The organism is Mesorhizobium sp. WSM4820, from assembly GCF_055811075.1.
The window spans coordinates 130,621-143,029 of record NZ_JBVVQN010000010.1; the positions used below are offsets into that span (position 1 = coordinate 130,621).

At 62.7% G+C, this 12,409-nt stretch carries 15 protein-coding genes; 10 read left to right on the forward strand and 5 right to left on the reverse strand.

The window, feature by feature from the left end; genetic code table 11:
• Positions 1-61 precede the first annotated feature (61 nt).
• The 4 genes from AC0L2R_RS17760 to AC0L2R_RS17775 all read left to right on the forward strand — a co-directional run bounded on the left by AC0L2R_RS17760 (position 62) and on the right by AC0L2R_RS17775 (position 2,463).
• Positions 62-697, forward strand: a complete 636-nt coding sequence (locus AC0L2R_RS17760) for an ankyrin repeat domain-containing protein (protein ID WP_473510525.1) — start codon at positions 62-64, stop codon at positions 695-697.
• 147 nt (positions 698-844) lie between these two features.
• Positions 845-1,234 carry an ArsR/SmtB family transcription factor gene (locus AC0L2R_RS17765; protein WP_473510527.1) on the forward strand — a complete coding sequence of 130 codons (390 nt, stop codon included), beginning with the start codon at positions 845-847 and terminating at the stop codon, positions 1,232-1,234.
• Complete coding sequence (locus AC0L2R_RS17770) at positions 1,231-1,764, forward strand: SRPBCC family protein (protein ID WP_473510529.1); 534 nt, start codon at positions 1,231-1,233, stop codon at positions 1,762-1,764. Before AC0L2R_RS17765 ends, AC0L2R_RS17770 begins: the two co-directional genes overlap by 4 nt.
• A 123-nt stretch (positions 1,765-1,887) precedes the next feature.
• Complete coding sequence (locus tag AC0L2R_RS17775; protein ID WP_473510531.1) at positions 1,888-2,463, forward strand: dihydrofolate reductase family protein; 576 nt, start codon at positions 1,888-1,890, stop codon at positions 2,461-2,463.
• 162 nt (positions 2,464-2,625) lie between these two features.
• On the opposite strand, the gene AC0L2R_RS17780 is transcribed toward AC0L2R_RS17775, so the two are convergent.
• The 4 genes from AC0L2R_RS17780 to AC0L2R_RS17795 all read right to left on the reverse strand — a co-directional run bounded on the left by AC0L2R_RS17780 (position 2,626) and on the right by AC0L2R_RS17795 (position 6,349).
• Positions 2,626-3,375 (reverse strand): glucose 1-dehydrogenase, encoded by a 750-nt coding sequence (locus tag AC0L2R_RS17780; protein WP_473510533.1) that lies wholly within the window; start codon positions 3,373-3,375, stop codon positions 2,626-2,628.
• A gap of 76 nt (positions 3,376-3,451) precedes the next feature.
• Positions 3,452-4,456, reverse strand: a complete 1,005-nt coding sequence (locus AC0L2R_RS17785) for a sugar-binding protein (RefSeq protein ID WP_473510534.1) — start codon at positions 4,454-4,456, stop codon at positions 3,452-3,454.
• A gap of 53 nt (positions 4,457-4,509) precedes the next feature.
• The gene (locus AC0L2R_RS17790; protein WP_473510536.1) at positions 4,510-5,619 is read right to left on the reverse strand and encodes an ABC transporter permease; all 1,110 of its coding nucleotides are present in this window, start codon (positions 5,617-5,619) and stop codon (positions 4,510-4,512) included.
• Positions 5,609-6,349, reverse strand: coding sequence for an ATP-binding cassette domain-containing protein (locus AC0L2R_RS17795; protein WP_473510538.1), 741 nt, complete (start codon positions 6,347-6,349; stop codon positions 5,609-5,611). Before AC0L2R_RS17795 ends, AC0L2R_RS17790 begins: the two co-directional genes overlap by 11 nt.
• Positions 6,350-6,542: 193 nt before the next feature.
• On the opposite strand from AC0L2R_RS17795, the gene AC0L2R_RS17800 reads away from it, so the two are divergent.
• The 6 genes from AC0L2R_RS17800 to AC0L2R_RS17825 all read left to right on the forward strand — a co-directional run bounded on the left by AC0L2R_RS17800 (position 6,543) and on the right by AC0L2R_RS17825 (position 11,820).
• Positions 6,543-7,994, forward strand: a complete 1,452-nt coding sequence (locus tag AC0L2R_RS17800) for an FAD-binding oxidoreductase (RefSeq protein WP_473510540.1) — start codon at positions 6,543-6,545, stop codon at positions 7,992-7,994.
• 11 nt (positions 7,995-8,005) lie between these two features.
• Positions 8,006-8,734: a FadR/GntR family transcriptional regulator gene (locus tag AC0L2R_RS17805; RefSeq protein WP_128246959.1), complete on the forward strand. Its 729-nt coding sequence runs from the start codon at positions 8,006-8,008 to the stop codon at positions 8,732-8,734.
• Positions 8,735-8,736: 2 nt separating this feature from the next.
• Entirely contained in the window at positions 8,737-9,174 is a 438-nt protein-coding gene (locus tag AC0L2R_RS17810; protein WP_023799114.1) for a VOC family protein, read from the forward strand.
• 68 nt (positions 9,175-9,242) lie between these two features.
• Positions 9,243-10,289, forward strand: coding sequence for an ABC transporter substrate-binding protein (locus AC0L2R_RS17815; protein WP_473510542.1), 1,047 nt, complete (start codon positions 9,243-9,245; stop codon positions 10,287-10,289).
• Entirely contained in the window at positions 10,289-11,065 is a 777-nt protein-coding gene (locus tag AC0L2R_RS17820; protein WP_473510544.1) for an ABC transporter ATP-binding protein, read from the forward strand. Before AC0L2R_RS17815 ends, AC0L2R_RS17820 begins: the two co-directional genes overlap by 1 nt.
• Complete coding sequence (locus tag AC0L2R_RS17825; RefSeq protein ID WP_473510545.1) at positions 11,062-11,820, forward strand: ABC transporter permease; 759 nt, start codon at positions 11,062-11,064, stop codon at positions 11,818-11,820. The genes AC0L2R_RS17820 and AC0L2R_RS17825 overlap by 4 nt, the downstream gene beginning before the upstream one ends.
• A 101-nt stretch (positions 11,821-11,921) precedes the next feature.
• On the opposite strand, the gene AC0L2R_RS17830 is transcribed toward AC0L2R_RS17825, so the two are convergent.
• On the reverse strand, positions 11,922-12,395 hold the full coding sequence (locus AC0L2R_RS17830) for an SRPBCC family protein (protein ID WP_473510547.1): 474 nt from the start codon (positions 12,393-12,395) through the stop codon (positions 11,922-11,924).
• Positions 12,396-12,409: the final 14 nt, after the last annotated feature.

Below are 12,409 nucleotides of genomic sequence, written 5' to 3' on the forward strand. Positions count from 1 at the left end.
TGGATGTCGGCCGAACCGGAACAATGGTATCCTGCAGGGAGCATTCGGGGAGGCGACTGCATTGACCGAGAGCTTGGAAGTCGAAGGGGCGAGAGGTTGGTCGAATCTGCTGATCGCGGCAGAAAGCGGCGATGCGGGGGCCGTTCGAGCGGAATTGGCGGCCGGCGCCAATATCAACGAGGCGGACGGCGGCGGCTGGTCAGCCCTTCATCTCGCAGCCTTCAATGCCCGCACCGCGGCGGTCGAGGCGTTGATCGAACACCCAGCAATCGATGTGAATTCCAGAAACAAATGGAAGAGCACGCCTTTGAGCCTTGCTTCGGCCAAGGGCCACTACGCCTCCATTTTCGCCCTCGTGAAACATCCCGAAATAGAGATCGACGCAAGAGCCGACTACTACGGCAGAACGGCCCTTATTGAAGCAGCAAAGAACGGACATCTGGATGTCGTCAAGTTGCTTGTCGAGAATGGCGCCGACGTGAATCTTACTGACAAGACCGGAAGAAACAACGCGCTTATCGAGGCTATCAAGGGACGGCACTACGAGGTCGCGGGATACCTGCTTGATTCCCGGAAAATGAACTTTCTCAACAAGGATATGAGACTGAACGCCCTGATCTGGGCTGGAAGCTGCCATAACCCTCAACTCATCGGAAAGCTGGAAGTCTCGATTCATACTTTCTTCGAAGGCAAGTGAAGGTCCCGCTTCCGCCGCGGTGACCATGTCCGTGGTCTTGCACTGGCCGAATGTCTTCGATCGCCGCAGACCGCATGTGGAACACCCTTCCAAGATCATTCAACCAATCGGTTGACAATTCGAAAGCGCGCCTCTATATTCAACTACATGGTTGAATTAGAGACACCCCAGATCGACGCGGTTTTTCATGCGCTTGGCGACGCCACCCGCCGGGACATGCTTCGCGACCTCGCCGGCGGCGAGCGAACGGTGAGCCAGCTGGCGGAACCCTTCGCCATGTCGCTGGCCGCCGCCTCCAAGCACATCAAGGCGCTGGAGAATGCAGGGCTTATTCGTCGCGAGGTGAGGGGCCGCACACATCTGTGCCGCCTCGAACCCGGACCGCTGGCCAGCGCCCACCAATGGCTCGGCTTCTACGAGCGCTTCTGGACCAACCGTCTCGACGTCCTCGAGCGTCTGCTTCGCGAAGAGGACGCACGTAAAGCCCGGCATGATTCCAGGAAATCGCCCGCCTCAAGAGAAGGAGACGACCAATGAACCAGATGAAAGCCATCGAAGCCTATGGCGAACTGACCGAGCCCGCCACGTTCACCATCCAGCGGCTTTTGCCCGGTCCGATCGAGCGGGTCTGGGCCTATCTCACCGAGAGCGACCTGCGCCGGCAGTGGATGGCCGCGGGCCAGATGGAAATGAAGGCCGGCACCTCGTTCGAGTTGGTCTGGCGTAACGACGAGCTGACCGATCCGCCCGGCCAGCGCCCCGCCGGCTTTCCCGAAGAGCACCGGATGAAGGGACGGATCACCGAGCTCGATCAACCTTACAAGCTTGCCATCACCTGGGGAGACACCGGCGGGGTTTCCTTCTTGCTGGAGCCGAATGGGAACGATGTGCTGCTCACCGTCATCCATCGCCGGCTGCCGGAACGCGCAATCCAGCTCAACGTCACCGCCGGCTGGCACATGCACCTCGACATGCTGGCTGCCCGCCTCGCCGGCAAGACGCCGACCTCGTTCTGGGATGGCTGGAGTCGGCTGCGGGAAGAATACGACCGCCGCCTGCCGACCTGACACGGTAGGGTCGACTGAATTCACCGCCCAGCCTCCACCGGCATCCGCCCGTGGAGGCTCGCACACCGGCAACGATGAAACGATGAAACGTGCTTGCATTGGGCAAGCCTGATGGAGGACGTCATGCGCAAATTGATCGCCGGAATGAAGGTTTCCGTCGACGGCAAGATGGAGGGACCCGAGGGTTACGCCGATTGGGTCGACGCCTGGTCGGAGGACTACGGGCTGACGCCGCAGATCGATGCCTGCCTGCTCGGGAGCGTCATGTACGCCGGCTACGAGCGCTACTGGAGCGCGATCCAGAATGAGCCGGACAAGCCGCTGCCGATGACCGGCAAACTGCCGACGCCGGCGGAGCTCGAATGGGCCCGCTTTGCCGAACAGACCCCGCATTATGTGCTGTCGAACACGATGACTTCGGCGCTTTGGCCAAAGACGCGCTTCGTGCGGAGCCTCGAAGACATCGCTGGCCTCAAGCAGCAGCCGGGCAAGGATATCTATCTCATGGGCGGTGCGCGAATGACCGCGAGCCTCATCGATGCCGGGCTGGTGGATGAACTGCGGCTTATCCTCTATCCACTGCTCGTCGGCGAAGGGAAGGCGCTGTTTGGAGCAACGCAAAATCGTCGCGGGCTTGAACTGCGGAAGGTTCAGCAGCTCACAGATGGGCGCGTGAGCCTGGTCTATGGGATCGGCTAAAGCGCGTCGCGTCTGCGACGCGGCTTTAGGTTTTTGTTTTTATGCATGTCGTTATCCCAAAACCGCTGCGCACTTTTGGGCGACATGCATTAACTCAGCCGGTCTTCGCAAATTTCGCAGCGCTGCCTGGCTGAAATTTATTCCTGAAAGGCGCGTCGCCGGTCAGAGGGAAACCGATAGCCCACCGTCAACGGCCAGCACATGGCCGTTGACGTAGGCGGCAGCGTCTGAGGCGAGAAACACCACGGCTCCGCCGAGTTCCTCAGGCTGGGCCCAGCGGCCCGCCGGGGTTCGTGCCTCGACCCATTTGGTGAAGGCCTCGTCGCTCATAAGTGCGGTATTGAGCTCAGTAGCGAAATAGCCGGGGGCGATCGCGTTGACGGTGATGCCGTGACGGCCCAGTTCAGCGGCGGTCGAGCGTGTCAGCCCGTGCAGGCCCGCCTTTGCCGCCACATAGGCGTGAATGGTGGGACGGCCAAGGATCGCTGCAACCGATCCAGTGTTTATTATGCGCCCGAACTTGTTTGGCAGCATCAGGCGCACCGCGTCGCGCATCAGACGGAAGCAGGCCGAAAGATTGACGGCAATCACATGGTCGAAATCCTCGTCCTGCCATTCGACCAACGGACTTCGATGCTGGATGCCGGCGTTGTTGACCAGAATATCGAGGCGGCCGTGGCGTTCGACAATCCCTTCGAGCGACGCCCTCGAGATCGCCGCGTCGGTGACATCGAACGGCAGGGCTTCGGCACCGATCCTTGCGGCCGCCGCGGACAGCGCCGCCGGATCGCGGGCATTGGCGATCACCGTCGCGCCGTTTTCCGCAAGTGCCTTGGCCATGGCGAAGCCGAGACCACGCGAAGCACCCGTGACCAACGCAACACGGCCGTTGAGCGAGAACAATTCCGACATTGAGATCCCCTAGGAAAAGGCCGGGCTATGAAAAGGGCGGGAGTTTGCTCCCGCCCGATTAACGCTATTTGGAGCACTATTTGGCGATGCAGGTATCCGCTGTCTCCGGCGTGCAAATGTCAAGGCCGGTATAGGTCGGGTCGGCCGGCGAAGCCTTGCCGTCCTTCATATCCTTCAGCGCCATCATCGTCTTGTAGCCCATTTCGAACGGCCGCTGGCCGACCTGGCCGAGCGAGAACCCTTCCTTCATCTGGTCGATCTGTACGGGAAGCGTATCGGCGACGACCAGGGCCAGGGCCTTCGAGGCGATCTTGTCCTTGTACGGCGCGACCGCGGCGCGATTGGCATCGGGGATGAACTGCGGGAAGCCGCCGGTTGGGATGAACGCATCGAGGTTCGGGTTTTTCGCCATGATGTCCTCGAACTGCTGCACCGAGCGCGGGAAGTCGTCGTCGGTGTAGAGTGGGCAGCCCTCGATTTCGGTCCAGCCGTTCTGTCCGGTCAGGCGGTCGCCCGGTGAGGCAGCCGATTTGGTTCCCGAAAGCGTGTCGCGAATGCCCTGCATGCGCTCATTGTGGTTGGCCGCCGCCGCGCCGCCCGACTGGATACAGATCGTGCCGCCCTTGGGCTTGATCTGCATGGCGAGCTTGGCGAGGTTCGTTCCGATCTCATAATTGTGCGTGCCGATATAGGCGACGCGCAGGTCCTTGTTCTCGGGCAGCAGATCGGAGTCCCAGGTGAGGACCGGAATGCCGGCGTCCTTGGCGGCCTGCAGCGCAACCGCCATCGCCGCAGCGTTCGATGGCGACACGGCGATACCGTCCACCCTCTTGGCCACGAGGTCCTGCACGATCTGTACCTGCTCGTCGCCGCCGCCATGCTCGCCGGGGCCGATATACATGCACTCCAGGGCACCATTCGATTCGGCTTCGGCCTTCTTGCAGCCGTCGCGTGCCTGGTCGAAGAAAGGATTGTTCATGTTCTTCGGCACCAGGGCGAAGGTGTATTTCGCGTCGGCACCGGAAACGGCGAGCACCATGGCGCCAAGCGCGACAGCCGCCGTCAGCAGATGTTTTTTCATGTGAAGTTCTCCTCCTTGGTGTGATGTCCCGCAGGCCTCCCGCCGGCGGGTTTCTAGCGGCTTTTTTTGGGCATCAGGACTGCCAGCGACGCGGCGAGGATCGATTTGCCGCCGGTCTGCATGCCCAAAAGAACCGCAAGAACGATGAAGGCGCCGACGAAGGCACCCTGCCAGTTTGAATCGATGCCGGCCATCAGCAGCGCATTCCTGATCACTTCGAGGAACGCCGAACCGATGACGGCACCGAAGGCCGTGCCGGCGCCGCCCATCAGGCTGGCGCCGCCAATCACTGTCGCCGCAATGACGCGCAGCTCATAGCCCTGGCCCATCGCATTGATGGCCGAGCCGTTGTAGCCGAGCAGCAGGAGCGAGGCGATCGAGGCGGTGAAGGCGGAGAAGAGGTATGCCTGGAACTTAATCCAGTCGACCGGAACGCCGGTGAGCCGCGCCGCCTCCTCATTGCCGCCGATTGCGAACAGATGCCGGGCCCAGGCAGTGAAATTGAACACGAAGCCGACAATCAGCGCCAGGACCACCATGGTCCAGAATTGCGACGACAGTTCCGGTATCCAGTGCGGCGCCCAGTCCTCGGGTCCATGCCGCGGCCATTTCGCCTGGCCGATCGCCTTCACGATCGGAGCATCGGGCCCGAACTGGTAAAGCATCTGGTTGGCCGAGAACACCACCGCCAGCGAGCGCGCGACGGACAGCATGCCGAGCGTGACGACAAAGGACGGCATCCCAACATAGGCGACAAAGAACCCGTTGACCGCGCCGCAGGCCAGGCCGGAAAAAAGGCCCATAGCGAAAGCGATGTACCAGGGATAATGCCAGGTGAGGAACAGGCCGGCGACGATGACCACGAGGCCCATGATCGAGCCGACCGACAGATCGATGCCACCGGTGATGATGACGACCGTCATGCCGAGCGCCATGATGCCGAAAGGCGCAAGATTGCGCGTCACATTGGCGACGTTTTCGGAGGTGCCGAAGCTCGGCTCCATCGCTGTCATCAAGATGACCAGCGCGATCAGCGCGATCGTCACCCAGAAGGGCTGACTTGAGATCACGCGTTGGAAAGCTGTCTGTTCCTTGGTCGGGACGAAGTCCGACATGGCCGGCTGGCCGGCGTTCCCGGCCGATTCCTGAACACTATTCGCCACGGATGGCTCCCGTTATCAGTCCTGTGATTTCCTCGGGTGATGTGTTGCCGGTGTCCTTGTCGGCAACCTTGGAACCTCGCCTGAGCACGATGATGCGATCTGCGACGGCAAAAACGTCAGGCATGCGGTGGCTGATCAGCATGACGCCGACGCCCTGCGCTTTCAGGCGCCGGATCAATTCGAGCACTTCCGCCACCTGGCGCACCGAGATGGCGGCGGTCGGCTCGTCCATCAACACCAGCTTGGCGTTTGAAAGCCGGGTTCGCGCAATGGCTACCGCCTGGCGCTGCCCACCGGACATCTTCTTGACCAGATCGCGCGGCCTGGTTTCCGATTTGAGTTCCCTGAACAGCGCTGCCGAGCGGTCGATCATCGCCTGCTTGTCAAGCACTCTGATCGGCCAGAAACCTTTCTTGATCTCGCGGCCGAGGAAGACGTTCTGCGCCGCCGTCAGATTGTCGGCGAGCGCCAGGTCCTGATAGACGACTTCGATCCCCTTGGCGCGGGCCTGGACGGGTTTATGGAAATGGCAAACCTCGCCGTCCACGACAATTTCGCCGTCGCTCGGCGGGAAATTGCCAGCCACGGTCTTGACCACGGTGGACTTGCCGGCGCCGTTGTCCCCCATCAGACCCACGACTTCGCCTCGCTCCACCTGGAAGCTGACGTCGCTCAGGGCCTGGATGGCCCCGAAATTCTTCGAAACGTGGCGAACCTCAAGCGCCGGCATCGCGGTCCTCCCCGGACAACATTTGCCAATCTTGTCCCGGACTTATGCAAGATAGCTAATCAGCGAAATGTATTCGACACAATCCTTATTCGAAGGAGACCGGCATCCGTTGTTGGAGGGGGGCAGGTGGACCCTGGAGCATCGAGAAGAATAGGACTTGCGAAGTTGTAGGATGACCGTATGATCTGACCCGATGATCACGGATCGCCCATCTCCACGCGAAGCTTCCGGCGCAATTGCTGAGCTGCCTGCGCAGTTGGCGGGTGATGCGCTGATTGACGGCCAGTCGCCCCAGGCAGAGCGCTACCTCATCGATTGGGGCCGCGACAGGCGCGGAAGTGCCCGCTTCATCGTGCGTCCAGGATCGGTGGAAGAAGTCCAGGCATTTGTGAAATGGTGCTCGCAGAGCGGTGTCGCCATCGTCGTGCAAGGCGGCAATACCGGACTTGCCGGTGGCGCCATTCCAGACAATTCGGACTACGCAGTGCTGTCGCTCGAGCGTCTCAATCGCATACGCCGCGTCGACCCGCTCGACTTCACCCTGCAAGCGGATGCCGGAGCCGTGCTGCAGGACGTCAAGGACGCCGCTGAAGCATCCGAGATGACCTTCCCGCTCGCGCTTGGCGCACAGGGATCGTGCACGATCGGCGGCAATGTCGCGACCAACGCCGGCGGCATCAATGTGCTGCGCTACGGCATGACGCGTGATCTGGTGCTCGGGCTTGAGACGGTGCTGCCGGACGGCACCCTTTGGAACGGCATGAACGGGCTGCGCAAGGACAATCGCGGCTACAGCCTGAAGCAATTGATGATCGGCTCGGAAGGGACGCTGGGAGTCGTCACCGGCGTCGAGGTAAGGCTCTCGCCCCGGCCGACGCAGGTCGAGACCGCCTATGTCGGACTGGGCAGCTTCCGCCAGGCGTGCGAGCTGTTCCGGACGGCAAGGCATCTCTGCTCCGACCTTCTCAGCGCGTTTGAGGTCATCGGCGAGGAGTGCCTGCCGCTGGTCTACCTCATCGATCCGAACCTGCGCTCGCCGCTGACGCAAGAATGTTCGGTTCATGCGATCGTCGAACTCGCCTGTGGGCCAGGGATAGATGCCGGCGGCCTTCTTGAAATTATGCTGGCGCGCGCCCTCGAGGCCGACCTGATCAGGGACGCCGTCGTCGCGCAAAGCCGTTCGCAGGCTGCCACATTCTGGGCCATCCGTGAGGGCCTGGTCGAGGGGCAGGCGCGGCGCGGCTATCATGTCCGCACCGACCTCTCGGTTCGTCTCAGCCAGGTGCCGACGCTGATCGAGCAAGCACGCGCGTGCATTGTGCGCGACTGGCCTGGCTGGGCATCCCTGACCTATGGCCATGCGGGCGACGGCAACATCCATTTCAATGTGCTGCCTCCGATCGATTGCGAGCCCGGCGAAGCGAGGACCGTGGGGCAGGCGGTTTTGGCCCGGCTCTACGAGCTGGTCGGAGCGCTCGGCGGCTCGTTCAGTGCCGAACATGGCGTCGGTCGCAGCCGCAGTCACGTGTTCTGGGCCGGCCTGTCGCAACGCGAACGGCAGCTTCATACCGCGATCAAGGCAGCCTTCGATCCGGCAGGCCTGTTCAATCCCGCGTGTCTCATGCCTGGTCCGGGCGATTTGTAGGGGAAAGCCGCATGAAGCAGCGTTCGTCCATCATCGGCAGCGTGGAGGCGCTTCCGCATCGCGTCGCTTCGCATCTGAGCCGCGAGATCGAGGGCGGCGACATCATCCCGGGAGCCCGGCTCCCCACCGAAAGCCAGCTCGCCGACAAGTTCGGCGTCAGCCGCAATGTTGTCAGGGAAGCGATTGCGCAGCTTCGCGCCGATGGCATGATCGAGGCGCGTCAGGGCGTAGGCGCATTCGTCATGGCGCCGGAACAGCGGACCGCCATCCGGATCGACCGTGAGGCGCTGAAAGACCAGCGCAACATGGAGCAGCTCTTCGAGCTGCGCAGCATCCTGGAGACCGAGTCCGCCACGCTGGCCGCGGCGCGCTGTACATCCGATGATCTTGACGCAATCAAGGCTGCGCTGGACCGCATGGGCGGCGAGGAGCGCTGGGAGGATGGCAGCATCGAGGCCGATCTGCTTTTCCATCGGGCGATCGCCCGGGCGACCGGCAATAGTTACATCTACACCTTCATTTCCTTCGTCTGCGAGCAGATCCGCCAGTCGATCCACTATGCCCGCCTCACCAACCCGCTCCACGACCTGGTCGAGGTCAATGTCGCCGAGCACGTGCGGATCTACGACGCGCTCGCCGCGCATGATCCGCAGGCTGCCGGCGAGGCGATGCGCCGGCACATCGAAGGCGCCGCATCGCGCGTAGGCGTCGAACTCACCGCGATCAATCGAGGCAAATGACCATGTCGCTCGGGCAGACCAAGGCAATCACCGATATCTGCCTGCTTGTAGAGGATATCGACCGCACCATCGACTTCTATACGCAGAAGCTTGGCTACCGGATCAGACGCCGCGCCGAGGGCTTTGTCGATTTTCATTCCGAGCGCGTGACGCTCGCTGCATGGCAATTGGACCACATCAATCGCCACTGCGGCGTCTCGAATGTCCGCTCACCGAAGCAGGCGCACAAGGCATGCGTCGCCATGGAACTCGAAAGCGCCGGCGAGGTCGACCGGCTCTACGCCGAACTGTCGGACAAGGGCGTGCCGTTCGTCGGGCCGCCCGGCGACTATGTCTGGAACGCGCGCTGCGCCTACTTCCACGATCCGGACGGGACGCTGTGGGAACTCTATGCCTGGACCGGCGCGGGACCGGGCGACTATCACGACACGCAAGTGTGATTGGATCGCGACGGCCCCGCAAGAAGGGGCCGCGCCGCATGCAAGCAGTCAAACAAAGGAGCAAGAAGATGAGTGGGAACGCATCGCAGTGGAATCGCAGATCGATCCTGAAGGCCGGCGCCGCCGGCCTGGCGGCTTTCGGGCCGGGACTTCAGCTGTTCGGCGCCAGCGCCTCGGCAGCCGCCAAGCTCGTCGTCCAGTATGACTGGCTGATGTCGAACGGCCAGATCGGCGACGTCGCAGCCGTCGCCAATGGCTACTTCAGCGAAGCTGGGCTTGAAGTGGAGTTCAGCCCCGGCGGGCCGAACGCCGCCACCGTGCCGCCGGTGGTGTCCGGTGCCGCTCATCTCGGCCAATTCTCGGAATCGCCTCAACTCTATGCCGCGCGGGCGAGCGGCGTTCCGGTGAGGATAATCGCCTGCGGCTATCGCACCGGGCCCTATGCGCTGACGTCGAAACCGGAGAAGCCGATCCGGTCGGTGGCGGATCTGAAGGGGATGCGGATCGGCACGCAGCCGACCGCGCGCTTCGCCATCGACGCGATGCTCGCGAAGAACAAGATCGACCCTTCCGAGGTCACCATCGTCAATGTCGGGTTCGACAAGGCGCCGCTGGTTCGTGGCGACGTCGATGCGATCGGCGGCTGGATCACCAACACGCAGGCGCTCAGCGTCGTCGGTGACGATCGCATCGATCTGCTGTTGTCGGAGCTCGGCCTGGCGTCCTATGCCAATGTCTATTTCGCGACTGACAGCGCCATCGAATCCGATTCCGCGACCCTGGCGAAATTCATCGGCGCGGTGGCCAAGGGGTGGGGCTGGGTCCACGCCAATCCCGAGCAGGCGGTCGACAAGCTCGTCGCGGCCTATCCCGAGATCGACGCAGGCTGGGAAAAGAAGACGATTTCCCTGGTGCTGAAACTGTCGTTTGACGACAACACGAAAAAGGATGGATGGGGCACCTTCAATCCTGCCTCGATCGAGAGCCAGATCGCGCTGCTTGACCAGATTGGCCAGTATCCAAACGGCAGGCCGAAGGCCGAGGACGTCTATACGACGAAGGTTCTCGAACTCAGTGCGGCTGAACGGCCGAAGCTCGGCGCGCCCGCCTCTTGATGGCCGCGCCGGCCATCGAAACCTCCGGGCTCGACGTCGGCTATCCCGGCCGGCGCTCGCCCGTGGCGGTGATCTCCGGTCTCGAACTGACAGTCGAGGCCGGGACATTCCTGTCGATCCTCGGGCCTTCGGGGTGCGGAAAGTCGACGTTGCTGCGGGTTGTCGCCGATCTGCTGGCGCCGCTCGCGGGCACGATACGCGTGATGGGCGAAACGCCGTCGGCGGTGCGCTCCGACCGCGGTGTGGGCTTCGTCTTCCAGGACTCGACCCTTTTGCCGTGGCGCACGGCGCGCGAGAATGTGCGGCTGCCGATCCAGGTCGGCCGCCGCAGCCTGTCACGCATGATAGACGACCGCGCCGACGAGTTGCTCGAACTCGTCGGGCTGTCGGCGCTTGGTGAGCGCCTGCCGCATCAGCTTTCCGGCGGACAACGCCAAAGGCTGGCGATCGCCCGGGCGCTGCTTGGCGAGCCACGTCTGCTTCTGATGGACGAGCCGTTTGGCGCGCTTGACGAGATCACCCGCGATCGCCTCAACGACGAACTGCTGAACCTTTGGCGGCGGACCGGAACGACCGTGCTGTTCGTCACACATTCCATTGCCGAAGCGGTCTATCTCGGACAGCGCGTGATCGTGCTTGCCGCCCATCCCGGCCGGATCGTCGCCGACCACGACCTTCGTCCGCTGAAGGGGCCGGACAACAGATGCTCGCGCGAGGATCCGGCGATCGTCGCGGCAATGGCCAGGATGCGCTCCGCCCTCGGAACGGCGTCGTGAACCAGGGCGCGCTTTCGCCATTCGCACAGGCTGCGCTGCCGATCCTCGGCGCCGGCTCGCTTATTCTCGCATGGCAATTCCTGCTGCCGCTCGCCGGCGTGCCCGCTTACATCGTTCCGACGCCGACCGCGATAGCGGGCGTGTTTGCCAGGAACGGATCGCTTCTCCTGTCGAACCTCTGGCCGACGGCCATCGAGGCGCTCTCCGGCTTCGTGCTAGGCAACCTCGCCGCAGTGCTGCTGGCGGTCGTCTTCGTTCACAGCCGTACGCTGCAGGCGGCATATTTTCCGGTCGTGCTGTTCTTCAATACGATCCCGGTGCTGGCGCTGGCCCCGGTCGTCATCCTCATCTTCGGCCTCGGCATGCTGCCCAAGATCGTGATCGCAGCGGTGATCTGTTTCTTCCCAACGCTCATCAACATGATCCGGGGTCTGGAATCGGCGAGCCCCAGCGAGCACGAGCTGTTCCGCGTGCTGTCGGCGACGCGCTGGGAAGTATTCTGGCGCCTGCGCCTGCCGCGCGCGCTGCCAATGCTTTTCGCTTCGCTGCGGATCGCCTCGGCGACCGCGGTGATCGGCGCGATCGTCGGCGAGTGGATCGGCTCCGACAAAGGTCTCGGCGCGCTGATCATCCAGGCGACCTTCAACTACCAGTCCGACCGGCTCTATGCCGCCATCGTGCTCTCATCGCTGTTGTCGATCGGGTTTTTCATGACCGTCGTCGCCGCTGAGCGATGGTCGGTTCGATACCGTTAGAGGCGGCTGAACGCGTCGGCGACGGACGTAGCATCATTTGTTCCCGCGAAGGCAGGGCGCCTCCTTGAGAGCCGCCCTGTTGCTTGTGTTTCTGGCGATGATTAGAGCTTTCCCGCTGCGAGCAGTTCGCGGGTCCGCTTCAGCGTCGACAGCAGGGCGGCCTTGTAGCCGTTTTCGCTGGCGAACTGAGCCTGCTCGGCCTGCTCCTCGCGACCGTTTGGCTCTTTGCCGCGCAGGCCAATGTAGCAGTAGAAGCGAAGCTGCAGTGCGCCTTCTCCATCTTCGAACAGTTCGTTGACAATCGCTCCCTCGCGCGGACCGGATGCCTGGAAGAAGGTGACCTTGCTTTCCGGCTCGAGCGTGACGATTTCGCGCAGGTCGTGGCCACCGATCGTGGCCTCACGCACGAAGTGGGTAGCGCTTTCCTCCACAACGTCGCAACGGGTGCAAAGACCCGTGACAAGGAACAAGCGGGCGTCGCGTGCTTTCAGCTCGAGACCCTTCCACACTTGAGCGCCCGTCAATGGGACTTCGCCTTCCGGGTTCACCGGAACTGTGGCAGTTGAATAAATCATGATGACAGTCCTTG